Below are 24,046 nucleotides of genomic sequence, written 5' to 3'. Positions count from 1 at the left end.
ATATAAACACCAATAACAATGAATAATCAGGTCGAACGTGAACAATTCAGCGAACGCCTCAGCGTCGCCTTGGAAACGGCGGGTTTCCAAAGTAATAGTGCAACCAGGCTTGCCGAGCTCTTCAATAGTGTTAGTTCCGAAGGTGTCAGTATCCACGCGGCTCGCAAATGGCTGATAGGACAGGCGATTCCCACCCAAAACAAAATTCGTGTGCTGGCACAAATGCTCAACGTCGAGCCTGAATGGCTCAGGTTTGGAACCCCGGCGCAGAATCCGACGCCAGAGCCACAAGCAACGGATCTACTGACAGCATCACTGTTGCACAACTTCACCCGCTTGGATGAAAAGCATAAAAAGGTAGCGGTCCAGATGCTTAGAATATTGGTGGAACTGGACTGAGCGCGATACAGACCGATCGGGGGCGAAGTTTTCATTTCACCGCCGGCGCCTGCGCCAGCAGTTCAGTCTTGCGTCCGCAAAGCCGTTTTCCTTCCCTAGAAATGCAAAAGCCCCGCGGTGAGCGGGGCTTGGAATAGGCTGTGGATTGGTCAGGCAGCTTGCTTCTTCGCCCTGCGCCGTGTCGCCACGAATCCAAGCAGTCCAATGCCAAACAGAGCGAGCGTCTCTGGTTCCGGCACGTTACCACCGTTTATAACAATCGACTGAATGCCACTGCTAACGCCATATGCGGTTCCACCGTAAGTGTTGAAGTAAGTGCTACCGGCAGTTGGATCTGACAAGTAGAAATATGCGTAGTTTACGTAAAAATTAGACGGGTCAATAGTACGACTAATGTCTAAAGAGTTAGAGGATCCGACAAACGCGTCCCAGTAATCATAAGCGTATTGCTGCATTTGAATGTACGAACCGTCATTGGCATTTCCATAGCCGTAGGTATATACCTCGTCGAGGTAATAACCTGCTACGTTTCCTGCACTCAAGCCGTTGGCAATGTAACCTTGGCCCCAATTGTTATTGGTGATAGTGGTTGAGTACGAATGTCCATCTACATTAACCGAAACGCTTATTGGAGCGTAACCATAGGAATTGCTGTACTGATTAGGATAACTTTCGTTGCCGTAATTATTATTAGTATCGAAACTGGTTGTTAGCGTGAAGGACTTGCCGAAGAGGCTACCTCCACCGAAAATACCTGAGTAATCGTAACTGTCACTATAATCACCGGAAATCGTCCCACTCGACGTATAGGTAAAGACGGTAGCAGACGCGGAACTGGCAACACCGACTGTAAGAGCGACGGCGGCAAGAATCGAAGTGATGGCTTTCATGAGGGCTCCTAGTTTCAATAATTGTTCTATAGCAACTTACGGGCCAGCATCACAAATCTGATTTAAATCAAATGCTTATTGGAAACACATGTCGAGGAAGCTCGGTAGATGTAAAGAAATTCGACACGTTTCCCTATTTGCTATTGGTAGCTTTCAGTCATCACTTCGCTACTCCGTTGATCTTCTCGAAGGTACGCAAGCTTCCCAATCCCAGCATGCCAAGCAGCAGCTGCCACAGGTTGTCGTCTAGCCCGGGCAGCGGCGGTAGCGTGTGCCCTGTCAGTAGCGCTATCCAGGTCACTATCGGACGCAGCAGGTATTGATAGACCAGCGCGGCGCCGCAAACCCAACCGATAAACGGGCGCCAGCCCGACGTGAAGACGGAAGCGTTTGCCGCCTCGGCCTTGTTGATCTCAAGCTGCCCGACAATCTGCGTCAGCTCGCCAGACTGGTTTAATTTGAATAGCTCGAGCTTGGCGGCAGCCGCTTGGCCAGGGTCCGGCCACAGCCGGTCGATAACCTTGCTGCCGACGTCGAGCACGGCGGTGACGGCATCAAGTGCCATCACATATCCTCCGCCACAAACCGAAGGTTGTCCGCTACCCTGCCCGCCCAGCCGGCGCCGAACGTCGACCATGTCCGTAGCCGACGCATGAAGTCCAGCCGCTCGGCCAGCAATCGGCACGCCACCTTCGGCTCGTTCATGGTTCGGGCGGCAGCGGCAGTGACAGGCCCCCAATGTCCATCGTCAGCCACGCCCAAGGCCCGCTGGAGGTAGCGCACAGCAGTGTCGATTCCGCTGTTGACGGCGAAATCCAGGGCTTGAAAAGCCACTCCGTCAGGAAGTTCATCAGCATGGATCTTCTCCCAGAAGTCGCGGCGGTAGATGGCAACCGCCTGGTCGCGGGTGAGGTTCTTGATGTCCAGCGTCGGATAGCTGCGCTTTGACAGACCCCAGTTAGTCTCGCCGCCCGGGTCTTCCGGATGCTTCACATAGCCGCCTTCATTCTTGAGCAGCCGGTTGATCGCGATATCGAAGCTCATCTGCGCACCACCCGCTCATTCGCCGCAGCAGCCCGCTCAAGCGAAGCGAGCCGAGTCTCGTGGCTCTGCGCCTGCTGCTGCAGGGTGGCAATCGCCGCCAGCCCGCCGATCTGGCGTTCATGGATGGCGGCAACCTTCAGCTCAGTGCGGCTGTAGTTCTCGATCAGCGTGTCCAGCTTCTGAGATATCTGGCCGGCCGTATAGATGGCGCCGGCGATGATGCACAGCAGGCCCCATGCTGGGATCGCGACCGGCAGCATGATGGTTTCTTTGAGTTTGTCCGGCATGGTATTTCCTTGTGGTTGACGGCTACGGAGTTACTTGCAATGGCGGCCGCTCGGATCGAATGCATCCAGCAGTGAATGGCAGATCCAGCAGCCGAGGGCGCTGCGCCAACCAGCGCCGGAGCGGCAATGCCGGGAGACGCGCGCCGAGACCAGCCACTCCCGCGGCAGCTCGAGGAAGAGCAGCGAGGCGACCACCATGTTGCAAGCGAAATCGATGAACAGTCCGAGGTAGAGGATCGGCAGGCCGAGCAGATAGGCCGGTCTCGGGATCGTCCCCGCATCCCTGGCGCGCTGGAGACTCATCACCGCCAAGTAGAAGAGCCAGAGGAGATAGGAGCCGACGAAGCAGCCGGCAGCAAGCTGGAGGCCGATCATTTGAGCTTCTCCCGCAACGCCCGGATCTGGTCGTCAACCGCCTTTGCCTTCCGATACAAGATGTTCTCCAGCGGATCAACGCCGAGTGCGCCCGCATTCTCTTCCAGGATTTCGAGGATGAACTCGCGTACGCCGCGCCCTGCCTTGTTCTCGGTCTCGATGCGGTCAATCTCCGCAAGGACTGCAATGTTCGGATCGGGGACGTCCGCCGGCTCGGGCATGTTCCCGGCAGCCTTCCAGTCAAGGAATGCCACATAGTCGGTATTGGCCGGTTCGGCAGGGATTGTGGCGCCATCCGACAGGCGCAAGATAGCTTTCGTTTGAGTGAGTTTGTACATGGCTTATAGCTCCGCTGTGGCGTCCCAGGTAGACGTGAAATACGACTGCGATCCGCCTGCCGTCGAAGTGGCGTAGATCTGCATAATGTCCGGTCCAAGTGCATTGGCTACCCTTGCACTAGGGAAGTTGGACGATTGGCCGGCGCTGGTCGCTGTTACGGTTGGTGTCACCCGCTTTTGAACCTTGAAGAAGACGGCTGTGTAGTAGGTGTAATTCACTGCGCCGACATCGCTACTCCAAATGGAATAATTCCCTTTTTCGTAGTAGCGCTGGCAGCGGGCAAGCTCGGACTGAATGTCACGCCGCTCAAAAGGCGTCACGGAGGCGCCTTCCTGCAGCTGCCACTCGGTGAAATCGAAGTTCTTGGTGACCACCGCTCCGCAGGCGGCCTGCACTTCAATCTCCAGCCCGTTCGAGCAGTCACCCAATGCAATATTAGGGAACGCAAGCGGCGTCGCCGTTCCGGTCGGCACTGCCATCGAGCTACTCGTGGCGATTGTCGTGACAGCAGTGAAGTTGTCCGCCGCCGTTGGTTTGCGCACGATGATCGTGTAATTGACAGCGTTGCCAACATCGTGCATGACCGCGATCTGGAACGAGCCAGCCTGATTCTTAAGCTTAATGGCATCGGCAGCTTCCATACGGTAGCGCCAGGAGATGACGCCGGCCCCGGTGAGCGTCACACCCGATGCCCTGGCAGATTTGCCGGTCCGCCCCACCGCTGCAGCCGTGTTCTGAACCAGGCTGCCCGCACTCACCACACCGCCCGATGCCCAGATCGCGCACCGATCTACCTGACCATACTGGGCGCTGGTCGTGAGTGAAACCGCTCCGCGTTGGGCCACTTCCGCGCCGCCATTGATGAGCTTTTGCACTCCGGCGACAGACAGGTAAGGCAACGCCGGCTTGTCGGCCCGAAGGATGCTTAGATTGACTGCAGAAAGCCCGACGTCAAGGGCGCCTGCGTCCATGGCAAGCGTTACAGTGGTCAATGCTGAATAAGCCGAGCTGGTGATCGTCCCGTATACCGTGCCGGCAGTCACCGTAGCCTGCACGCGCCGACCGACATGAAACTCGCCGGTTTGATCACCTGCCAAGGTAAAACTGTTCGCGCTTACATAGGTCGGGTTTGCGCCTGAGGGCTGCCACTGATTGGCTGTTGCGCCAACGTCATTGACGCCGGAGACATTGTCGACTGTCCGAATCGTGACGCCATTCGCATCTGTCAGAACGAACTTGTAGCCAAGTCCTGATTGCAACCAGATGGGGGAAGCTGGGAATCCGGCGGCATTCAAGACGACTGGATTGGCCTGCGCAACCGTGCCGCTGGAATCGGTGTAGGTCGACAGCTGCGAACTGGAGCCCGCGGCATAGGTCCAGAGCTTGTAGCCGCTTGCCGGTGCGCCGGCGGCGGTAAGCGTCTGGTCGTTGAACATGGGTGAAAGTCTGACAGATGGCATTTCCGCTCCTACTGAAGGACGATGATGCGAAACGTTGTGGAAGCCGGCGTGATGGCGCCGGCGGTGAAGTTCTTGGCGTAGAGCGTGACGGTGTCATTGGCCGTGACCACACCGCTGTAACTGATGCCCGGCGTGTCAGCGGCAGGAGTCACAAGCACGGAATCGCCTGGACGCGCCTTGTTGACAGCAACCGTCGTTGAGGCCTGCGACTGCGCAGGAATGGCGCCGAAGGCATAGATCACTGACGTCCTGAACGAGGAACGCCAGCCGTTTAGGCAGGCGAATACCTGGTTGAACCAGTTCTGCCAGCCAGGCGAGCCAGAATCTTCGGTAAGTGGTGGCCGGTTATTCATCGCCCCTGCTCCACTTCGATCGACGCTCCGGTAATCACGACCTTGACTGGATCGGTGACGCGGATCTTGAACAGGAAGTCGCGTGCCGCGCCTAGCCGGCGCCACACCGCGCGCGTCAGGTAGGAGCCAATGACGCCGATCGACGTCCACAGCTCGTTGCCCCAGGTATGGCCGTTGTCGCGCGAGATCTGCAGCAGCGCCTGCGGATCCGAGCCATCGACCTGGCCAACGCCGGTTTCGAAATCGACCTGCAACCGGTGAACCGTCAGCAGTGAATAGCTCTGGTTTAGGTGCCGACCGACCAGCTCGCGCGCAATAGGCGCCCCGTTGTCGGTGTAGACGGCCGGGTCGAGGTTGTAGACGTTACCGTTCGCGTAGTCGGTCACCCGCGGCTTGTTCAGGAAATCGACATGAATCTCCGCCAGGTGCCGCCCTCCAGAGAGCCCCGACTCCAGCGGTGTCCACAAGCTGGTAGAGGCATCAAAGAGCCACGACTTGCCAGCGCTGGGGAAATTCACCTGCAACATGGGATGGCCACCCAGCATGTAGGCGAACGCGGTGGCATCGGCGACGGTGGCATAGCTGTTGATCAGGTAATCGACTTCCGGCGTGCTGATCTTCTGCAACGCGTGACCGGCCATCATCATGATCTGCACCTGCCCCATGCGGTTCTTGAACAGGCCGGCGAGCGAGTCGTTGAATTTCACCAGACTCCAGGGTGCCGCCAGGCCGAATTCCAGGGTGGCGCCGCGGATGTTCGAATACGCGAAGTCCTGTCCGCCCGAGTTACCCCAAAACTCGATCGTCAGCTCGCCGGCGAGCACCAGCTCGCCATGGTCGGCTAGCACGCGCACCAGGTTGTCCGGGTTGGATTCCGCCGTGGCGAAGTCGAGCGCATCCCAAGTCGCTCCGTCATAGGCCTTGGATTTCTGGAACCGCCCGGAATTGGCAAAGCAGGCAATGAAATAGCCGTCCTGAAAGGTAATGGAAATCGGGTTGGCAAACAGGCCTGATGCCACGACCGCAAAGGCATTGCTGCTGACCGTGTAGAGATACATGTTGACCCCGTCGACGATGCCGATCTGAGTGCCGTTGTAGGCTAGATCCACCCGCCCCGATGTCGTGTTGAGCGTGCCGCGCGCCGTCTTGACGCCGGCGTTGTTGACCTCATACAGGGTGCCGCGGTGAACCATGTAGAGCAGGTTGCCGACCGCCAGCGCGCCGCGCACCGTCGTGTCGCCGAACGAAGTGAACAGGGACAGGCCGGGTGTGCCGTAGAACACCAGGCGGCTCTTGTCGCCCTCGGGCACGATCTCGGCATACAGGTTCAGGTGCCGCTCGGCCGAGACCGTAGTCGACTTGCCGCCCTGGTTGAGCCCAAAAAGGGGGTAAACCGGCATGTGCTATCCTTAAAAACAGAAAAACCCGCGCAAGGCGGGTTCAAGGGGGAGCGAATGGAATTTACAGATTACTTGGTAATCAAGTTCATCGTTGTGGTGGTCGCCGCGGCCATCTTCGGCTTCCTCAAGGGCTTCCTTGGGCGCTGATGACAGGCGCGATCCGGTAGCCGGCGGCTAACGCATTCCGAACGGAAGTCCCGAGCGCCGGATTCGCCTCTCCGAGCAGCGCATTCTTTACCGTCGCACTATTGAGCAGCATGTTGGTGCCGCGCCCAGTCGCGGCGATGCCAGCCAGCCCCGGAATACCGCCCATACCGCCAGCAGCCATGCCGGCAACCGCCCGCTGCATGGCACCGTGCTGCCCTTCCCTCGGTTTCAAAAACTGCGCCGAAATGTCGGCCAGCTCCTGCAGCTCCGGATTGCGGATGTGCTTCATGTTGGCAATGCGGGCAATCGAGATATTGCCTTCCACGCCGTTCTGAGCCAGGTTCTCTAGTTCAAGCATGTTGCCGTACTGCTGGCGCACCTTGGCAAACGCCGCCGCATCTTCGGAGCTGAGGGAGCGGTTGAGCGCTCCCATCAGCGACTTTTTCAGCTCGCGCGCATAGTAAGCCTCGTTCGAATTGCGGCTGCCGATGCGATCCAGCGTCTTCTTGATGTTGTACGCTGCCTGACCATCAATCTCGCCCGTGGCGCCCTTCGCTAGGATCTCGTCAATCTGCTTCTTGATGATCCGGGCACTCTCATCGCTCAGCTCATTAAAGGCTGTCTGCTCGTGGTTGGCGAGCTCGCCGAGCAGCTGGTTGTCGATCCTGACGGTATTGCTGGATAGAGTTTGATCGAACTTCGCGCCCAGATCGCCCGTTGCCTTGCGCAAGGCGGCTGTGACGTTTTCGGAATCCTGCCCCACCGTCCTGCTCAGCGCCCGGTTAAGCTGGCTTTGCATGGCCGCCTCGGTACCGGCCCGGCCGCTGAAAGGCACGTAGTTGAGCGCCGATGCAATTGCATTCAGAGGCTTGCTGTTGACTAGGCGATCCGCCGGCACATCGATGCCGAGCTCCGACGCCCGCTTGGCAAGCGCATTGACCTCCGGGGAGACTTCGCTGCCGCGCAGCTTCTGCCCAGCGACTTGGAATGCCTTGCCAGCTGCTTGTGCCGCCAACGGCAGTGCTCCGCCCACCATCGCGCCGAATTTCGCATCTTCGGGATTTACCAGGCCGGCCGACGCGCCGCCGGTGATCGCCCCGCCAGCCGCCCGGATGCCGATGTCCGTCGCTTTTCCGGCAACCGAGGCGGCAGGCGCCGCGCCGGTGCGAAAGCCGCTGGACGCGATGGACTCCAGCAGCTTCGCGCCGAAAGGCGACTCGGCCAGCGCCGGTGCTGCCTTTGCCAGCCCCTTAGCCAGCATGCCACCAGCGCCAGCGGTGCCCGCAATCTGGGTACCAATATCACCGGCTTTGTAGGCGAACGAGTCGGGATTGACGCGGTCTTTCATGACCTGGTCGATGGCTTGATCGCGGTCGGTGCGGCCAATCCATTCGTTCTGGAAGCCCGCCTTACGAGCGAGATAGTCCACTGGGGTCAGCAGCGTGGTCCCGATTCGAGAAGCTCCTTTGATAACACCGCCAACAGCATCCGCCAGCTGCGAATTGTCCGCAGGCTTGGCGGCCGGCGTATCAGGCGCCGATATATGCGACTGGATCATCGACTGCGCCTGTTCCGGCGTGGTGCCATCGGGAACCTCGAAACGGGTAATCCGCCCGTCGGGCATCTGAATGCGAGCAATAGCCATTATTCGAATCCCAGAAACTTGATGTTGCCGCTGGCGGCCGGTGCGCCGCCATTGTCTTGGAGATATTTCTGATTGATCTGCCGGATGGTCTGGATTGCCGCCTTCTTGGTGGCCGCCGGAGTATTGACGTCACCGATCTGGCCAGCCATCTGCCGGTAAAGCAGGACATCCTTGTCCGACTGCGGCCCCGACATCTTGGGCATTTTGGAGATGAGCATGCCTTCCAGCGCCTTCAACTGAGCGGCCGCCTGGTCTCCAGGCAGGCTCTTGCCGACGCTGCGTGCAGCCTGGTCGACTACGGACCCGATCATTCCCTGAGTCGATTTATCGATCAGAGGATCGGCGATATCGAGCAGGTTCAGCACCGACTTCGCGTCATCTCGCTTCTGCCCCGCGTCCTTGGATGGGAGTGGCGCACCGCCCTGCGTCACCGGCCTGAATTCACCAGTAGCGAAATTGACCACCCCACCGCGCTCGGAGTCGTATTGCGTTTTGCCAGCTGCAACCTGCTCCCTGGCGCGTGCATCGGTCAGATTCTGTCCCCGCATCGTCGTTGCATTGGTCGCCGCGTTGTTTGCACGAGAAGTGGCATTCGTTGCATCCGTATTGCGGATCGAGGTGGAGGACTGCAGCTTCGCGTTGGCATCTGGCTCGGTGTACTTCATCAGATCTTCAGCCGACAGCGATGTGCCCATCTTCCACTTCTGCAGCGCTTCAGGCGTTGTCAGATTTTGGCGAATACGCGCGATGGCCTGGTCGAGCGGGCCGAACCGCTCCATGAATGGCCGGATGGCCGGATCCGCATACGCTGCCGCCGTCCATGCTTCAGCATCTTGGGGCGTCGCCACATTGTTGACCTGTTGCTGGTGCAGTTTGAATGCAGCTGCGGTCATTTCCATGTCGGTTTTGCCAGCGGCCGACTTGTTTTTGGCAATGGTCGATTCTTTTTCGGACTGCTCTAGTTGCAACTTTTTCAGAGCAAGAGCCTTCTCAGCGAGTCCCTCTGACATCAAGCTGTTGATTGCGCTATTCAGATCGCCGCCATTGCGAGCCAAAACATTTCGGGCTTTCTCTTCAACGGCATCATTCCGCTGCGCCTGGCTGAGTTTGTACTGCACCAGCGCATTCTGATCTTGCAGGCCGCGCACCTGCATGGCCTGAGTCAGCGCATTCAGAGGATTTTCCATCTTGAGCGGCTGGATGCTGCCATACATTGAAGTGTCGATAGCCATTATTTCAGCCCCAGTTCGGCATACATGCCGCTATAGCCTTCAGTTGGGAGAGAGCTGCCTAGTGCGTTGCCGCCACCGCCACCGCCACCGCCACCACCAAGCAACTTGCTATACAGCTGGTTGCCCTGGTACAAGCCCCAGCCTTGGCTGATGCCATTGGTCAGCGCATTCGTCGAGCCAATCGCACTCGCCGCGCGCGCATTTCCAACGCCAATCTGGTTCTGGCTGACGTTATTGGCCATGTTCTGGCCCACCGACGCCACCAGTGCATTGGCTTGCTGCCCGGTGCCGGCGACACCGGCAAGACGGTTGTATGTGTTCGTGTTCTGTGTCTGGAAACGGTTGAAGGCGTCGTTGGCCTTCGTGCTGGCGTAGTCATTGCCGTACTTCGTCAGCGCCTTCAGCGTGGCGCCTGACAGCAGGGAGCCGCTGGCGGCCGCCATGTTGTTGATCCCCTTGGTTACCTCGTCCAATCCGAACTGCAGCCCCGACTGATACACCGGATCGTTCTGCAGGTCGGCGGCGCTGAAGTTGCGCAACAGGGAGCCATAGGCGGGGTCGCTCTGCGTCTGCTGCTGCGTCGCCTGCTGGCGCGAGGCATTCAGTGCATCGAGGTTCAGTCCGCTATTGGCCAGCAGCGCTTCCTGCGTCGCCGCAAGATCCGATCCTTTTGCCAGATTCGGCAAGTCGCCAAAGCGCTGCTGATGGGCCGTGATGAACTGATCCCAGGCGTTGCGGTAACCGGCGTCCGAGGCGTAGAGGTCCGCATTCGGCCGCCAGTCGCCGGCGCTGGTATCGACCAGCGACGCCTTGGTCAGCGGCTGGTAGCTGGGAACGCCGTTGCTACCGGACGAGGAGATGCCAAGCAGGTACTGTAGCCGGTTGCCGGCTGCATTGCCGCGATCCACCCAGGGCTGCTGCGTCTGCTGGGTCTGGTTGAACATGTTCCATTGCGTCTGGTTGGCATCCCTCGCTGACTGCGCCTGCGCATCGGCCGCATCGCCTGCCGCTTTGGATCCCATATAACCCGAAACGAGCGTAGCGCCCGCTGCTACCCAACCGACTGACATGATTTGCCTCCTTCATTCGGGAGCTGCTGCTCCATGGCTTCGTAACTTTCCCAAATCAACTCTTCTTCGACCTTTTCCGGGTCGGACACATCGGTGCGGAAGATGTTGGTAAACACTGTGTCTTCGTTCGCATAGCCGACCTTCTGTAGGCCGGGCGGCGAGACGATGGTAAAACCTGCCTTCACGCGCTTGGCGCCGGTCTCGGTGAGAATGGCAATGTCGCCCTTCTCAACCATGTTCACGCACGCCTTCTTGTGGATCTTGCCGACCAGGACCGTGCCCTTTGGAATGAACATCCTGCGGATATACATCCCGTCCGCAAACTCGTGTTCAACCGGCAGGTCCCGCTGGTCGGGCAGCGCAAGCAGCGCATGGGCCAGCCGGGTGATCTTGTGTCGCATGACCAGCGGCGCTTCGCCCGAATGGACAAACTCGATTCCCGTCTTGTCTGCCTTGATCAGGCCAAGCAAGGGCAAGCGCGTACCGGACACCGCAAGCGTCAGTCCGAGCGCCGGCACCGTCGCCCCATAAATTTCAGCTGGCTTGATGATCATGCGCGTCAAGGCGTCAGTAGCCCCGCAAGATATTGAACCGTCCGCTGCCGCCCGTGCTGAACTCAGGCCTCAGAACAGGTACGGTCGAATTGTTGGTCTGCAGCCGCTCGATGGACGACTTGGACAGCTCCGCCGCCGCCTGACTCACCGGCAGCCCGAACTCGGCTGCCAAGCGCACGATCAGCCCGTAGCGCAGCGCTTCGGCATACCCAGGCGGGAACGTCACATCCGCTGTCTGGTCTGTGAATTGCGTCAGCTGGCGCGGCGTCTGGATGAAGAACGTCATCGCCTGCGACGGCACCGGCCAGAAGTTGATCTCGCCCAGCGGCGTCTGTGGGTCGTAGTAGAGGAACAGCGGCAGGCCCGGTACCGAGGCCTTCAGGCCGATGTCGGAATAGGCGTCATTGTCGATAAGCGTGATCGGGTAGTCGACATTGTTCAGACGCGCATAGCAGGACTGGATGTCGATCGGCCGCGCCGTGCTGAAATCGCCACCCGGGCCGATGGTGTAGGTGCCTTTGCCTACCGTCAGCGGGAAGTTCTCCTCGAGCAGTTGGTAGACGAACAGGCGCGACACGCTCCACGAGTCCAGCATGTCGTTCAGGACCTGCAGGCCGGTCTGCACCTCGTCGTTCTTCGGTGTCTCACCGGAGGCGAGGATGCCCGCGCCGACCAAGGCGCGGGTGATCAGATCGATCGCCTTCACGGCTGCGGCGCCTCAGGCTGAGACTTCTGCTCCAGCGCCTCGTGCAGACGCTTCAGGCCCCAGCGCTTGTCGACGGCGATGCCCAGCTCGGCAGCCTTGGCCAGCAGCGCGTCTTTCTCGGCCTTGGCATCCTGCAGCAGCTGCTCGTCCTCGCTGCTAGGGCTGTCGTCGCCGGCGGGGGATGGAACGTCTGCCGGGCTATCGTGCCATTCGCCTTCCAGCGCGGCCTCTTCTTCCGCGGAATTGACGACGACGGCGCCGGCCTGCGAATACTTCCAGCGGGGGTAGGTATGGTATTCCATGCGAATCCTTCAATGGAGAAATGAAAACCCCCGCACGAGGCGGGGGCCATGGGTAAAGCGGACCGTAGCAGGCGGCTTAGGAGGTGCAGATCCGGCAAGCCAGTTCCGGATACAGCGCTTTCCATCCGTAGAGCACGTCCAGGCGGCACGGCACGGTGTCGGTACCGATCGCGTACTGGCGCACGATGCGGATGCTGATGCCCTTGTAGTTGGCACGGGCACCCCAGGCACCGTACTGGGAGACGTCTTCCAGGTCGACGGTGGCCAGCGTGAAGGCATCCTTGTGGTAAGCCAGAGACTGGTTCGACACGGTGTTGGCAGCGCCCAGCACGGTGATCGCGGCGCCGTTGGCCGGCGAGTTGGTCACGTTCTGGAACTGGCCGGCCGGGGTGATCGCCGGAGAGATCTGCAGCGTGGCATTGCCGCCGGCGTCCGAGGCGGCCTGAGCGGTCACCACAAACTGGCGAAGACGGCCGGTCGACTGGCGGCTCTGTGGGTTGACCGCGAACACGCCGGCGATGGTGAACACGTCACCGACGTTCAGGCGGGTGGCTGCCGCGGCGGTCCAGCCGTTGGTCACCAGCGCCGAGCCGGTCTGATTGGCGCCGTTGACCAGCGGCACGCCGCCCTGCGGGCCAACGGTATAGGCATTGACGTTCTGGTCCATCGCGAAGTCGAAACCTAATGCCTGCCCCATGATGCCTTTCTCGTACTGCGCCTTGATCTTCTCGCCGGACTGGAACAGTCCCTTCAGCGCGTCGACCAAATTGGCCTGTGCGAACGGATCCAGCACCACGCCGCGCTGATCATCCCGCGGGGTGCCTTCAAGATCCATCAGCGCGCCGGCGGTCAGGAAAGGGGTAGCCGAAGAAATCGGGGTGCCCGGAGTGCCGACGGTGTTCGCCACGCCCAGCGCCAGCGCCAAGCCGTCCCGGTCGATCTTGTTGGCAATAGCTGCCATCGCCGGCTTCAGATAGCGGTTGCTGAAATCATCGGCTGACAGGGTCAGGTCCTGGCTGGAGAAGGTGAAGTCCACGCCAAACTGGGTGCTGATGTTCAGCGGCACCTGGGTATCGGTGACGTCTTCGATGCCGATAGCAGCACCGGTGCGGCCGACGAAGCGCGGCGGCTTGCGGACGTTGACCGTAGCGCCGATCTTGGCGCCGCTCTTGGCGAACTGGTCCGAATATTCGCGGTTGACGTTCTTGGCGAACACCAGGTTGTTTTCGAGGACGCGCAGCGCCTCGTTGGTGATCATCTGAGGGGTAAGCAGGGTATTGGGCATCTAAAGCTCCAGTAAAAGGAAATAGCCGTCTTCCCGACGGCGTGGATGTGGTTACCGGCCCCGAAGCTGCTTGTTGCGGGCTTCAATCCAGGCTTCGGTATTGGAGGCCAGGCGCTGGTCATAAATGTCCGTTGCCGGGCCGGCTCCCTTGCCGGCGACTGGATTGATGGGGGCAGGTGCGTTGCTGGGTTTTTTGGGCGGCGTAGCGGAAAGCTTGGCTTCCAGCTTGCCGATCTCAGCTGCCTGGCGTGCGGGTGACAGGTTGGCGATGCGCTCGGCTTCGGCCGGGTTGGCAGTCAGGTGCACAGCAATCTTGGTACCAACGTCCGACTCCAGAATGGCTTCCGCCATCGGAACCGAGATCGGCAGGCGATTGAACTGCTTCATGTCAAAGCCGTCCGTCTCCTCCAGCTCGGCGAGAAACTCGTCCCGCTTGCTGCTGAATTCGGATTGCTTGGACTGCTCCTTCTGTGCCCGGTCCTCCAGTGACTTCTGCTCGAGCTTCCAGTTGGCCAGCGCATCCGCATACTGCTCCGGATCCGCGAACTGACTTAGCTGGGGCTTGCCGGGTGCCTGCACTTGCGGCGGTGCGATCTTCTGCAGTTGCTGCTCGTACAGTTCACGGCGAACGCGTTCCTGGTCTCGCTGCCGTAGCAGCTTGGCAGTCTTTTTCGCGATTTCCTTTTCAACCAAGGCCTCAACTTCGGACTTGGAAAAAGTTTTCTCGGCCGGAGGGTCATTTTCACCAGGTTCCACCTCCGTAGCGGTGACCTGGGGCGTGGGGTTTTGCGGTTCCACTTCCGCGGGGGTTGCAACTTCTGCTGCTGGCTGATTGGCCATTTCCATTTACTGCTCCGTCTCAGGGATTAGACCGCCTTCCCGGCGGTCCAAGGCTCGGTGATCCGCACCGATACGGTTACATCGAAGGGGGTATGTCCGGCATCTGGATGTCGTCAGGCGGGACTGGCAGTGGCATGGGCTGGGCTGGTGGCATGGGCTGGGCTGGTGGCATGGGCTGCTGCTGTGCCTGAATGACTGCCATCAGCTGCGACAGGATGATCTCCGCTGCCTCCAGCCGGCCGGGATCGACGGCATTGGCCTTGGCGATCTCGACGTCAGCCAACGCCCGGGCGAGCTCGGCTTCCTGATGCACCTTGGCTTCGGTGATCTTGGCTTGCGACTCGATCACCTTGGCCTTCTGCTCGAAGCGCAGCTGCTCGATTTCCTGTGTCTGCTGCTGGATGACGTGGTCCAGCTGCTGGACCGTCTGCTGCATTTGCTGCATCTGAGCCATGACCTGTGGCGGCAGCTCGGGCTGAGCTCCCTGCTCCTGTTCCTGCAACGGCGGCGGCAGCATCTTCTTCATGCGCTGCGCAATCTCGTCGGAGAACGGCATGTCCATCGACTTGAAGTACAGGTCGCCGATGATCTGCATCAGGTTCGGATTGCCATTCAGGATCTGCGTCATCGCATCGGCAGCTTCCATCCGGCGGGTGTTGTAGCTCGGCCCGACCGTCACCGTGACGTCATAGGTGCCGACGCCCAGGTTGTAGATCTTGCCTACCGCACCATCCGCTCCCGGCTCCTCGACCATCGCCTGATCCTGCTCGGGATTGATCCGGGCATGGTCTGGCGTGCCATCGGCGCCGATGATGCGCACCACCCGCTCGGTGTCGTACACCTTGGGGATCATCTCGACGATGATGCGGCCGCAATGGGCAATCGATCGCGCCAGGTTGTCGGCAAAGTGGAAGGTAGAGGTATCGCCCTCCTTTTGCCGTGCCAGAATCGCCCGGCCGGACTTCTCATTGGACTCCTGCCCGAGCGAGGCCTTGAACATGCCAATCGCAGACTGGATGTCATGCTCGGCGATCTCCATGTCCTGCGCCAGGCCGGCAGGCACACCGGCGAACGGCTGCCGCTGCGGCGCGCCCACCACCGTGCCGCCAACGGAAACCGGCTTGTAGCGCAGCACGGAATAGTTCTTGGAGTTGGCGTCTGCCCACTCGGGGAATTCCTCGATCTGGCCAGCGGCCGCAATGTACGGCGCCTTGGGCGCCAGTGCCACAGCTTCGGTAAAGGCAGAACGGGTAAAGTTGTAGAGGCGCTGCGCATCCTTGGCGCTGCGGATGATGCCGGTCAGGATGCGCTTGCCGTCGACGAAGCCCTCGTTGCCGATGACGGGGATGATGGGAATGTAGCGGGCCGGGAAGACGCGCTCCTCCTCGAGCGCTTCCTTGCCGTTCATCTTGACCCACTTGCACACCGTTTTCTTGGTCGGGCGGGTCTTTAGGATGTTGAGCTTGGGCGCGCCGGCCTTGACCGCCTCCCAATAGTCGGCCTCGATCTGAGTCGTGCCGTCTTCCAGAAACAGCATGTTCGCCGGCTGCTGCTGCAGGTAGAAATACTCAGCGACGACGACCTTTTCCTCGCCGAACCAGTTCAGATCCTTGTCGGTCTGGAAGTCGATGGGGTCGGCATTGGGGTAAGCGTCCTCGAACTCGTCCTTGGTCATGGAGGTGATGACAAACCCCCACTTGGCGTCGGAGCCGTCCGGCTCGACCGATTCAGGGTCCAGGTAGACCGACATGATGTCGGTGACGCGCTCGATGATGATTTCCTGCTCGAACGCGTCCGAATTGACGTAGTCGGTGCGAATGCGGAAGTAGCCAATACCGCAGCGCACCGCCGATTCAGCCGCATAGTCATACGCCATGTCGGCGCGGCTCTTGTCCTCGATGTGGCGGGTCAGGCCCTCGATTACCTGCGCGACGTCTTCATCGGCGTCATCGTTGACCGGGCGGACCTTGATGCTGGGGCGGTTCTGGCGGATATCGTTGACGATCTGGCGCACGTACTGGTTGGTCTTGTCGACCACCAGGCATGGCCGCGCGCCGTTCGGATCGTTCTCGCGGCGGTTCTTCATGTCCTGCGGCCACTGCTCCAGCAGGACGCTAAAGCGCAAGTCGTCCAGGCGCGCAGTGCGGTCCTGGCTTTCCCTGCTCTGGGCCAGTTCGAACCGCTTTCTTGCCGTTTCGATGAGTTTGTCTTTAGCTTTCAATTCGGTTTCTCGCGAAGAGAGTGGCGCGTCGTCGTCCCGACGATGCAATCCAGCAGAGGGAATCTACTGTCTCCCGACAGTGGTGTGGTGCGGCAGAGCCGCGGTGCTTCAGTTGCCCATCCAGCCAGTGGCGCCGTAGAACTGCCCCAGCGGCTGGACTTTCTTGGCCGGTTTGACCTTGGCGATCTCCGGCCCGGTGACGATCAGATAGCGCGTAGCGTCCATCAGGTGATCGTTTTTCTTGACGATGTGTCCCTTCTCATCGCGTCGGTAGATGCGGTACTCCGCCAGCCAGTTGCGCAATGACTTGAACACCTTGATCTGTCCGCTCGATAGGCCGGTCCAGACCGTGTAGAGGCCGGATTCGACGCCGTTGTCAGCCATCGTCAGATCCAGCCCCAGATCCTGGTAATCCTGCAGCAGCTGGTGGCCGTCGCGCTGGCCACGCCCGCGTGCCGCCGGATCGATCGTGCCGGGAATCCAGTCACCGCGGGACTTGATCGCAGAGGCGTGGATGACCGGCTCTGCCTGGCCAACGTAGTGCTCGCTGAACAGGTACCAAACCTTGGTGTCTGGGTTCTGTGCACCCCACACGCCTGCTGTTCGGTTCCATCCAACGTCCAGCCCGTACGCGCGCGGCCAATGGTCCGGGATCGGAAAGTCGTCGATGACGATGTCCGCTTCCGGTACCGGGTAGATCGCGCCGGCGCCCAGGCTGGGAATGCCCTTGGAACGGGCATCGCGCAAGTGCGGCTCGCATTCGGCCATCATCCGCGCCTTGGTCTCGGTCGACAGGTGCGGCACGTCGTCCCAACCGGCCATGACGAACGCCTTGTCGCCGTTCGTTTTGACCCGCTCGTCGCCGTCGATGCCCGATTCGCCGATGTAGCCCAGCACCAGCGGCGTCAGGCCCTTCAGCGGCGTGAAAGTCTCGATCAGCAGTCCGCCGGTGGTCATCAAGCGCATGACGCACTCGGCGCGGATGCCCTCGTTGCTCTCCTCGTCCAGCCACACCAGGTCCTTCTCAGTGCCCTGGAAGCTCACCCGGCCCTGCTCGTAGCTCTTGAGCGCCAGGCGGCTCCAGCCACCGGAGACGTGCTTGACCGTGATGTAGTCGGCCGAGCCGTTCGAGTTCGGCCGGTATTTCACCTCGCCGATACATTCGCGCGGGATCAGGCCGGTACCGAGCTCTTCCTTCGGGCCCAGCAGCTTGGTCTGGATGATGTCGCGCACCGTCTCGTTGGTGTCGCCAGCTGCCCATGCATCGATCGGCGCATCGAAGCGCCGGCCGTCCCACCAGTCCGGATACAGCCCAGTCAGGTGCAGGACGGTCTCGTAACCGCCGCCACCCTCAGTCTTTCCCACCCGGTTCGCCGCCATGAAGCAGCGCGTCGGGTGATCTTTGCCGAGTCGGAAGAACTCCAGGTGCTGGCGGTACAGCTCGCGCCGCAGCGGCCCAGTCTCCGGAAAGTACTCAAACAGCTTTCGGCCCGCTTTCCGCCGGGCTTTCTCCTGTAGCGCCAACATCAACGCCAGCTTCGGCGGCGGCTTGGGTGATGGCTGCATCAAGTTCATCATCGGTCAGGTTCGTGTAGGAAAAGTCGCCTTTGATGTTCGCTTCGACACTGGAGAGCCTCGGGTGGATGTAAGGCGCAGCAGCCTTGGCTGCCTCGAACCGCATGGCGAGCTGAGCCGCCTGTTGCGCCGGCGAGGCGTTTTCCGGCAGCGCGTCGTTGCGCATGACCTGCAGCATGAACTCCAGCGGTGTCAAACCCTCGCTAGCGGCCCTGTCTGCGATTTCCCGAGTCTTGGTGTTGGCGCTGCCGACCTTTCGGCCTGCACCGTCGCGCTTGCCGCCACGAGGCATGTTTGATTTCCTTTGAATTTTTCCAAAGTGTTTGAAAAAGAAACGCCCTGACAAGCAGGGCGAAATCCTCAGAGGAGAGGAGGAGACAACCAGTCCAGAAAGCAAAAAGCCCAGCGACTTTGGCTGGGCTCTCGTTTCGTCAGGGCGAGCCGATCCCAAGGGATCAGGTCTCGTCGTGTTTCATGACGGAATCAAATTGTTTGCTGGAACGGATTCTATTGCCTTGTTGATTTTTGTCAAGAGTATTTTGGAGCGCTTCGACCGCGCGGCCGAGCTCGATGTCGAAAAAATCGACAGGCCGTATGGGGATGTGAAGGCGTCGGCAGATGAAATCCGGCGAGGCATTGCGCACATACAGCCAACGCAGCAGGCTCTTGTGTCGGTCTTGCTGCAGGCGCCAGGCGCGGTCGACCTGCAGCGCGTCAGTTTCATTCACCAGCGGTCCATCAGCTCCCGGCAGGATGCCGTTCGTCGCCTTGCGCAGACGCTCGCAGATGACGGCAGTCAGGCAATCGCCCTCCGCACGCCTGCTCCAACTGCGCGCCCACCTGCCCCAGTTTTCCAACCGATCGGTGATCGTGAGGATGCGAGTCATCCGGATATGGCCCTCCTAGAACTCGCAAGGTTCAGCCTCAAGCGCCTGCACCCCTTCCCTCTCCCGCGCATAGCTGAGGATGGCCAGCGCATCGGCATGGTTATCGTCGACCGGCCGGAAGCCTTTGGCGCGGGCGGTAGCGATCATCTGCTCCTTGTCGGCGTTGCCCTTGCCGGTCCAGTGCTTCTTGATCGTGCCGACGCCCACCGCCTTGAGCGGGATCCGGTTGAGCGCGCACCAGGCTTCGAGGTGGGCGAGAAAGCCGCCGTAGGCGTGAGACGCGTCCAGGCTGCTGTGGTGCTTCACATCCTCGAAGTAGACCGCGTGGATCTCGCCACCGGCCGCGCGGGCGGTCTCGGTCAGGAACTGGCGAAACGCCAGCCAACGCTGGCCGTAGCCGCCGCACCTCTTCGGCGAGAAGGATTCAGAGCCGCCCTTGACTGAGCCGCCGCGGGTGCCGAGCGCCCAGCCGAGGGTGGTACCAAGGTCAATCGCCAAAATATTCATTCGTGTTCCTCAATTTCTGGTTGTAGGCTGTCTCTATCGCCCTGCACTTTGCTGCTCAGTCCACGACCGCCGGTCGTCTCGAGCCCTCGGGCAGCGAGTACTGCACCTTCGACCAGGTGCCCGACTTGACCTCGACGCCCTGCAGCGGCTTTTGCTGGGCTGGCCGTACCTGCACGTGATCCGCAATCGCTTTCTCGATCCGGCCGGACCACATGCGCACCGTCTCCAGCTCTTTGCAGGTCAGATCCTCGCGACCGTTGCGCAGCAGCTCCTGCTTGATCCCGAGGTAGACCGGGCCCCAGTTCTCGGTGCCGTAGTTCATCCGGATGTTGCGCAGGGCGTCCACTAGCCAGCCGACCTCCCGCAGCTGCGCGGTGATGGACTGCCACTGCACCGGCTCTTTGCCGAAGTGGAACCAGCACAGCCATTCGCTGGTGCCGGTGGTGCTGCTGGTCAGGGAACCCAGCATCGGGCAGCCATGGGCTGCGCAGTCGCAGGAAGCTCTGCCGTTGATCATGTCGCTCATGCTGCTTTGCCTACCGTTTTCCGTTTTTCAAGCTCAGCCTCGATGCGAGCTGCGTAGTCGCGATAGCTCTCACCGCCGCGGGGAAACAAGCCAACTTCTCTCCCCTTTTGCTCAATCCCGGCATCGCTGCGCTTCCAGGACCAGTCCTCGGACTTCGGCTTGGCAGGCTTATCGATGGGTGCCTGGGCGCCAGCTGCGGCGATGGAAGATGCGTCTTTTGCCCAGCGGTTGATGATTGCGACGATGTACCCGACACCGATGCTCTCGTTCGGCCTGCTCTCCCGGGCATCCGCGCATGCGGCACTCACGGTGGCGGCGGACACTCCTTGCTCCGCAAGTTTCAGGATCCGAGGGTCATGGGGCTGCGACGGCACGCCAGCCGCTCGCATGGCCTTCGAGATCTCGCCCGGGGAAGAGGCAGCGACGGCAACTTCCCCGATCCCAACTCCGTTTGAGGTATCGCTGACGGTATTGGTTTTGTCTGGAGTCTGGTGTCTGGAGTCTGGTGTCTGGCTAAGGTTATTTTCAGAACCCACATGGTTTCCAACATCAGAACCATCTGGGTTTTCTTCGCTTTCGATTTCGGTTATGTTTTTCTTGGGCCTTCCACCCTTTTTCCCGTTCTCTCGGTTCTTCTCCCCTTTGGCTGAAGCCGCCTCGATTTCACGTTCGCAGCGGCCCTGGATCCAGACGCCGTCGACCAACTGGAAGAACTCGTCGAGCACGTTCTCCAAGGCCGCCAGTTCATCCTTGCCGCGCGCACCGATCAGCCGGGCTGCCTTGTCCTCGGGGATCCCGGCTTCACGGGTGTAATAGACGTCCATCAGGCGCGCATACACCCCATGCTCAAGCAGGGTCAGGTGGCCAGCGTCCTTGATGTAGTCGCCTATGTGGCGCTTGTAGAAATTCATGCCGCTACTCTCCGCGCTTGAGCGGCCACAAAGGCGGCTTGCGCAAACAGGTGAACAATGCGAGTCGGGGAATTGTTTGCCATGAGCTAGGCAGCAGCCTTTTCGGTCAGCTCGGCCAGGCGCTCCTTGTAGGCGCGCGTCCAGATCTTGGCGCCGTCGGTCCCCTTCGGATACGGGCAGGCATTCAGCGGTTCGCCTTGGTGGGCAGCCAGACGCGCCAGGCGCTTGACTTCAGCAATCGACATCACGGGTTCATTCACAGCTCTACCCTCCCCTTAGCCTCAGCTGCCTTGGGCGCGAACACGCCGCGTCGCGGCTTGCTACCATCGCGCTTGACGCGTCCCTTGATGCGGGCCCAGAGCGCGGCCATCACCGCAAAGCTCTTGCGCACCTTCGGCTCGATCTTCTCCATCTGGCGATCGCAGATCTCGCCGGCATCGAGCGCATCATTGACGGCGCCGGCCATCGAACCCATCTGCGCCATCACGCAGGCCACGCCTTTGAGGATGTCGTCGTCGGAGATGTGCTCGAAGTCCTCGATCGGCAGGAAAATGCCGCCGTGGCGGAAGCACAGCGCCTGCAACGGCTCGTGCGCGGTGGCCATGCCGGCTTCCTCGGCCTTGTGCATCATCGAGGAGAATTCGCGCGTGGTCGGCGACTCCTGCAGCTTGTGATACAGCGTTTTCACGCGCAGGCCCAGGCGCTGTGCCATCGCTTCGACGCCGCCCGGGTAGGAAGACACCATGTCGTACAACAGGTCCTCCGGGCTGCGCTCTGATCGTCTTACGGTCATTGGAAATACTCCCTTTTTTTCTTAGTGAACTATTGGGGTCCGCTCGTTATTCTTCGAAGTAACAAGTCGGCGAATCGGGCGGGAGGCTCCAGCGTGATAGATTGTTATTCCCCAACAACAACCTTTTACAAAGGAACCTCCCATGATCTACGACGATCACCAAGCAGCCGAACGTGCCATCGAACTAGTCGGCAAAGCGTTGCAAAGCCAGTCAATCAAGTTGATCGGCAGCCATGTCGACAAAGCCGCAGCTACTCGAAACGCCACCTCAGATGCCGCTTACTTAGCCACACTGATCAAAGATCTATCGGCGGAAATTCAAAAACTCAGCTAACACCTTTTACTTCTCCGCTCGCCGCCAAGCCCGCTTTGAAAGCTTGTGCGGCAGTGGTGGCTGCTCTTACAGGGTCAATTCGCTGCTCCACAGCGACCCGAATCACGGCAGCAAGAATTGGGATCAACTCGCGCTGCAGTGGCGTGATCTCTTGTTCAGTCATTGGCATTGGGTTCTCCGGAGAGGCGGTTGTAGTGGAGTTTCATTGCGCGCGTTCTAGGCCAGTCGCGCTTGCTTCGGTATTGGGGTCGTCGTGGCGACGGTTCAGATGGTTTGCTTTGTTTGGCGGCATGGAATCGCTGGCTGCAGACGCCCTGTTGCGAGGGTCGATATACATATCTGCGCAGTCTTGCGGCATGACAGCTCCGCCGGTGAGATCTTCGATCTGGACCGCATAGTGAAGGGTCACCCGCGTGACACCGCGAATCCATTGGCTTACGAGCCCCTGCGACGCTGGTGGTATCAACCGCTTCCCGAAATCGCCTTGGGTTTGGCCCGTCTGCTTCAGATGTTCTTCAAGGTGCATGTCGTAGCCTGCTCTATTAGCGTTGCTCTCATTTTGTACATTCTACATTAAAAGCAATGCTTTTCAAGTGATGCTCCTCCAAATTAGCCAGACTAATAAAATTGTGGTTATGAAACGCCGCGAACTTACCGAAGAGGAAAAACAGGAGGCCGAACGCTTAAATGCGGCGTGGCTTGGGTACAAGGCCGCCAATAAGGGAGCGACGCAAACGTGGCTGGCAGCCGCCTCCGGCTTGGGAACGCAAGGCGCTGTGGGTCAATACCTGCGCGGCGTGATCCCTTTGAATCTCGAAGCCCTTTTTTCAATCTGTCGAGTCATCGGCGCCAGTCCTCATGAAATAAGTCCGAGGCTTGCGGAGACGGTGACAGAGGTTCTTGCCCCATCAAACCTTCATCGGCTCTCGTCTCAGGAGCAAGTCAACTCGGCGAGCATTTCGAAAGCACAAAGGATTCATGCGTTAGAGGACGGCGAAGAACATCCTGATGCAATCCTCATACGCCGCGTAAAGCTCACGGTTTCTGCCGGCATCGTTGGCTTCTCATTCGATTTAGTAGAAGAAGACGACAACCCCATATTCTTCCGTCGGCAATGGTTTCTGAAGCGCGGCTATGACCCCGAGAAGCTGCTTGCCATTCGCGTAAAAGGAGAAAGCATGGAGCCTCGCCTTTACGAAGGCGATACGGTCGTTGTCAACACAGCAGATACGAAGCCGAAGGACGGGGAAATCTTCGTCATCAACTATGAGGGCGAAGCAGTCGTGAAGCGCTTAGTGCGCGAGCTCGGCGCCTGGTGGCTGGTATCAGATAACCAGGATCAGCGCAAATACCCGCGCAAGCGCTGTGAGGACGATGGATGCCTCATTATCGGCCGCATGGTCCTTAGCCAAACGGAGCGCAGTTGATGGAAGTTGTTGTCGCCAATGAGATGCGTGGGCTTATGTCCGCCATTAAGAATCACCTCGAAACCCGTGCCGCTGACGCATTCACCGCTCAAGATATCTACGACATCCTTTATGAGTGGCCCGCCATGGGCAAGATCGGCGAAATCCGAGAAGCGCTCAGCTTGCTGATTGCCGGATACGAGATAGAAAAGCTGGATACCGAGTCCGGCGAAAAATGGATAGCCCTTTGAGGAGAACTTAATGCGAGTCGCTGTAGCTTTGCTTTCCCTTTCCTTGGCGGCCTGCGCCTCCTCTAGCGGGGTTCAGCAGATTGGGCGTGACACATACTCCCTATCTGCCGGCGTAGCGGGCACAGGAAGCGTGAGCGGAAACAATACGGCGTCTCGCCGCGCTGCTCTCACTGAGGCAAATAACCACTGCTTAAGCCAAGGCAAGGAAATTAACTTGCAGAACATTGGGCTCAACTCCACCTACGCAGGGAGCACAACCGAAATTGTCTTTCAGTGCCTTAGCCCTTCGGAGGCGGCAATGACAGAG

At 59.9% G+C, this 24,046-nt stretch carries 32 protein-coding genes; 4 read left to right on the top strand and 28 right to left on the bottom strand.

Annotated features, from left to right (window positions below; genetic code table 11):
• Positions 1-18: 18 nt before the first annotated feature.
• Complete coding sequence (locus CHB88_RS22725) at positions 19-399, top strand: hypothetical protein (RefSeq protein ID WP_089401646.1); 381 nt, start codon at positions 19-21, stop codon at positions 397-399.
• Between the two features lie 149 nt (positions 400-548).
• Here the strand turns inward: CHB88_RS22725 and CHB88_RS22720 are convergent, their stop codons facing one another.
• The 26 genes from CHB88_RS22720 to CHB88_RS22600 form a co-directional block, all read right to left on the bottom strand.
• Positions 549-1,289, bottom strand: a complete 741-nt coding sequence (locus CHB88_RS22720; protein ID WP_089401645.1) for a PEP-CTERM sorting domain-containing protein — start codon at positions 1,287-1,289, stop codon at positions 549-551.
• A 160-nt stretch (positions 1,290-1,449) separates the two neighbouring features.
• Positions 1,450-1,854 carry a holin family protein gene (locus CHB88_RS22715; RefSeq protein WP_089401644.1) on the bottom strand — a complete coding sequence of 135 codons (405 nt, stop codon included), beginning with the start codon at positions 1,852-1,854 and terminating at the stop codon, positions 1,450-1,452.
• Positions 1,854-2,333 carry a glycoside hydrolase family 108 protein gene (locus CHB88_RS22710; protein WP_089401643.1) on the bottom strand — a complete coding sequence of 160 codons (480 nt, stop codon included), beginning with the start codon at positions 2,331-2,333 and terminating at the stop codon, positions 1,854-1,856. Before CHB88_RS22710 ends, CHB88_RS22715 begins: the two co-directional genes overlap by 1 nt.
• Positions 2,330-2,620, bottom strand: a complete 291-nt coding sequence (locus CHB88_RS22705) for a hypothetical protein (protein ID WP_089401642.1) — start codon at positions 2,618-2,620, stop codon at positions 2,330-2,332. The genes CHB88_RS22710 and CHB88_RS22705 overlap by 4 nt, the downstream gene beginning before the upstream one ends.
• 30 nt (positions 2,621-2,650) lie before the next feature.
• Complete coding sequence (locus tag CHB88_RS22700; RefSeq protein ID WP_089401641.1) at positions 2,651-2,995, bottom strand: hypothetical protein; 345 nt, start codon at positions 2,993-2,995, stop codon at positions 2,651-2,653.
• Entirely contained in the window at positions 2,992-3,333 is a 342-nt protein-coding gene (locus tag CHB88_RS22695; protein ID WP_089401640.1) for a hypothetical protein, read from the bottom strand. The genes CHB88_RS22700 and CHB88_RS22695 overlap by 4 nt, the downstream gene beginning before the upstream one ends.
• Positions 3,334-3,336: 3 nt before the next feature.
• Positions 3,337-4,770, bottom strand: a complete 1,434-nt coding sequence (locus CHB88_RS22690) for a hypothetical protein (RefSeq protein WP_089401639.1) — start codon at positions 4,768-4,770, stop codon at positions 3,337-3,339.
• A gap of 32 nt (positions 4,771-4,802) precedes the next feature.
• The gene (locus CHB88_RS22685; RefSeq protein ID WP_143131443.1) at positions 4,803-5,147 is read right to left on the bottom strand and encodes a hypothetical protein; all 345 of its coding nucleotides are present in this window, start codon (positions 5,145-5,147) and stop codon (positions 4,803-4,805) included.
• On the bottom strand, positions 5,144-6,547 hold the full coding sequence (locus CHB88_RS22680) for a packaged DNA stabilization protein (RefSeq protein ID WP_089401637.1): 1,404 nt from the start codon (positions 6,545-6,547) through the stop codon (positions 5,144-5,146). The genes CHB88_RS22685 and CHB88_RS22680 overlap by 4 nt, the downstream gene beginning before the upstream one ends.
• A gap of 124 nt (positions 6,548-6,671) precedes the next feature.
• Positions 6,672-8,339 (bottom strand): hypothetical protein, encoded by a 1,668-nt coding sequence (locus CHB88_RS22675; protein ID WP_089401636.1) that lies wholly within the window; start codon positions 8,337-8,339, stop codon positions 6,672-6,674.
• A complete protein-coding gene (locus tag CHB88_RS22670) occupies positions 8,339-9,571 on the bottom strand; it encodes a hypothetical protein (protein WP_143131442.1) in 1,233 nt (410 codons plus the stop codon). The genes CHB88_RS22675 and CHB88_RS22670 overlap by 1 nt, the downstream gene beginning before the upstream one ends.
• A complete protein-coding gene (locus tag CHB88_RS22665; protein WP_143131441.1) occupies positions 9,571-10,641 on the bottom strand; it encodes a hypothetical protein in 1,071 nt (356 codons plus the stop codon). Before CHB88_RS22665 ends, CHB88_RS22670 begins: the two co-directional genes overlap by 1 nt.
• Positions 10,623-11,195: a hypothetical protein gene (locus CHB88_RS22660; protein ID WP_089401633.1), complete on the bottom strand. Its 573-nt coding sequence runs from the start codon at positions 11,193-11,195 to the stop codon at positions 10,623-10,625. Before CHB88_RS22660 ends, CHB88_RS22665 begins: the two co-directional genes overlap by 19 nt.
• Before the next feature lie 13 nt (positions 11,196-11,208).
• Positions 11,209-11,901, bottom strand: coding sequence for a phage adaptor protein (locus CHB88_RS22655; protein ID WP_089401632.1), 693 nt, complete (start codon positions 11,899-11,901; stop codon positions 11,209-11,211).
• On the bottom strand, positions 11,898-12,203 hold the full coding sequence (locus tag CHB88_RS22650; protein ID WP_089401631.1) for a hypothetical protein: 306 nt from the start codon (positions 12,201-12,203) through the stop codon (positions 11,898-11,900). The genes CHB88_RS22655 and CHB88_RS22650 overlap by 4 nt, the downstream gene beginning before the upstream one ends.
• 76 nt (positions 12,204-12,279) lie before the next feature.
• Positions 12,280-13,488, bottom strand: a complete 1,209-nt coding sequence (locus tag CHB88_RS22645; RefSeq protein ID WP_089401630.1) for a P22 phage major capsid protein family protein — start codon at positions 13,486-13,488, stop codon at positions 12,280-12,282.
• 51 nt (positions 13,489-13,539) lie between these two features.
• Positions 13,540-14,334 (bottom strand): hypothetical protein, encoded by a 795-nt coding sequence (locus CHB88_RS22640; RefSeq protein ID WP_089401629.1) that lies wholly within the window; start codon positions 14,332-14,334, stop codon positions 13,540-13,542.
• A gap of 70 nt (positions 14,335-14,404) precedes the next feature.
• Complete coding sequence (locus CHB88_RS22635) at positions 14,405-16,549, bottom strand: portal protein (RefSeq protein WP_176442616.1); 2,145 nt, start codon at positions 16,547-16,549, stop codon at positions 14,405-14,407.
• Between the two features lie 108 nt (positions 16,550-16,657).
• Positions 16,658-17,929 (bottom strand): terminase large subunit domain-containing protein, encoded by a 1,272-nt coding sequence (locus tag CHB88_RS22630; protein WP_089401627.1) that lies wholly within the window; start codon positions 17,927-17,929, stop codon positions 16,658-16,660.
• 94 nt (positions 17,930-18,023) lie between these two features.
• Positions 18,024-18,416 carry a hypothetical protein gene (locus tag CHB88_RS22625; RefSeq protein WP_176442614.1) on the bottom strand — a complete coding sequence of 131 codons (393 nt, stop codon included), beginning with the start codon at positions 18,414-18,416 and terminating at the stop codon, positions 18,024-18,026.
• Positions 18,417-18,579: 163 nt separating this feature from the next.
• Entirely contained in the window at positions 18,580-19,011 is a 432-nt protein-coding gene (locus CHB88_RS22620; RefSeq protein WP_089401626.1) for a hypothetical protein, read from the bottom strand.
• A gap of 15 nt (positions 19,012-19,026) precedes the next feature.
• On the bottom strand, positions 19,027-19,518 hold the full coding sequence (locus tag CHB88_RS22615) for a RuvC family protein (RefSeq protein WP_089401625.1): 492 nt from the start codon (positions 19,516-19,518) through the stop codon (positions 19,027-19,029).
• 55 nt (positions 19,519-19,573) lie between these two features.
• Positions 19,574-20,044 carry a hypothetical protein gene (locus tag CHB88_RS22610; RefSeq protein ID WP_089401624.1) on the bottom strand — a complete coding sequence of 157 codons (471 nt, stop codon included), beginning with the start codon at positions 20,042-20,044 and terminating at the stop codon, positions 19,574-19,576.
• Entirely contained in the window at positions 20,041-20,955 is a 915-nt protein-coding gene (locus tag CHB88_RS22605) for a YdaU family protein (protein ID WP_089401623.1), read from the bottom strand. The genes CHB88_RS22610 and CHB88_RS22605 overlap by 4 nt, the downstream gene beginning before the upstream one ends.
• An 86-nt stretch (positions 20,956-21,041) precedes the next feature.
• Positions 21,042-21,200, bottom strand: coding sequence for a hypothetical protein (locus tag CHB88_RS25310; RefSeq protein WP_176442613.1), 159 nt, complete (start codon positions 21,198-21,200; stop codon positions 21,042-21,044).
• An 11-nt stretch (positions 21,201-21,211) separates the two neighbouring features.
• Entirely contained in the window at positions 21,212-21,748 is a 537-nt protein-coding gene (locus CHB88_RS22600; RefSeq protein WP_143131439.1) for a phage regulatory CII family protein, read from the bottom strand.
• 142 nt (positions 21,749-21,890) lie between these two features.
• On the opposite strand from CHB88_RS22600, the gene CHB88_RS22595 reads away from it, so the two are divergent.
• Positions 21,891-22,082, top strand: coding sequence for a hypothetical protein (locus tag CHB88_RS22595; protein ID WP_089401621.1), 192 nt, complete (start codon positions 21,891-21,893; stop codon positions 22,080-22,082).
• Here CHB88_RS22595 and CHB88_RS25305 read toward each other — a convergent pair.
• Both CHB88_RS25305 and CHB88_RS22590 read right to left on the bottom strand, forming a co-directional pair.
• Entirely contained in the window at positions 22,075-22,251 is a 177-nt protein-coding gene (locus CHB88_RS25305; RefSeq protein ID WP_176442612.1) for a hypothetical protein, read from the bottom strand. The genes CHB88_RS22595 and CHB88_RS25305 overlap by 8 nt on opposite strands.
• 33 nt (positions 22,252-22,284) lie before the next feature.
• A complete protein-coding gene (locus tag CHB88_RS22590) occupies positions 22,285-22,608 on the bottom strand; it encodes a helix-turn-helix domain-containing protein (RefSeq protein WP_089401620.1) in 324 nt (107 codons plus the stop codon).
• Positions 22,609-22,717: 109 nt separating this feature from the next.
• Here CHB88_RS22590 and CHB88_RS22585 point away from each other — a divergent pair, with 109 nt between their 5' ends.
• Together CHB88_RS22585 and CHB88_RS22580 are read left to right on the top strand one after the other, a co-directional pair.
• A complete protein-coding gene (locus CHB88_RS22585) occupies positions 22,718-23,509 on the top strand; it encodes a S24 family peptidase (protein ID WP_176442611.1) in 792 nt (263 codons plus the stop codon).
• Positions 23,509-23,739 carry a hypothetical protein gene (locus CHB88_RS22580; protein WP_089401618.1) on the top strand — a complete coding sequence of 77 codons (231 nt, stop codon included), beginning with the start codon at positions 23,509-23,511 and terminating at the stop codon, positions 23,737-23,739. The genes CHB88_RS22585 and CHB88_RS22580 overlap by 1 nt, the downstream gene beginning before the upstream one ends.
• The last annotated feature ends 307 nt before the right edge of the window (positions 23,740-24,046 follow it).

The organism is Noviherbaspirillum humi (assembly GCF_900188095.1).
Lineage (GTDB): Bacteria > Pseudomonadota > Gammaproteobacteria > Burkholderiales > Burkholderiaceae_D > Noviherbaspirillum > Noviherbaspirillum humi.
The sequence above is the reverse complement of the archived record's forward strand: the minus strand, read 5'-3'. Positions and strand labels throughout refer to the sequence as shown.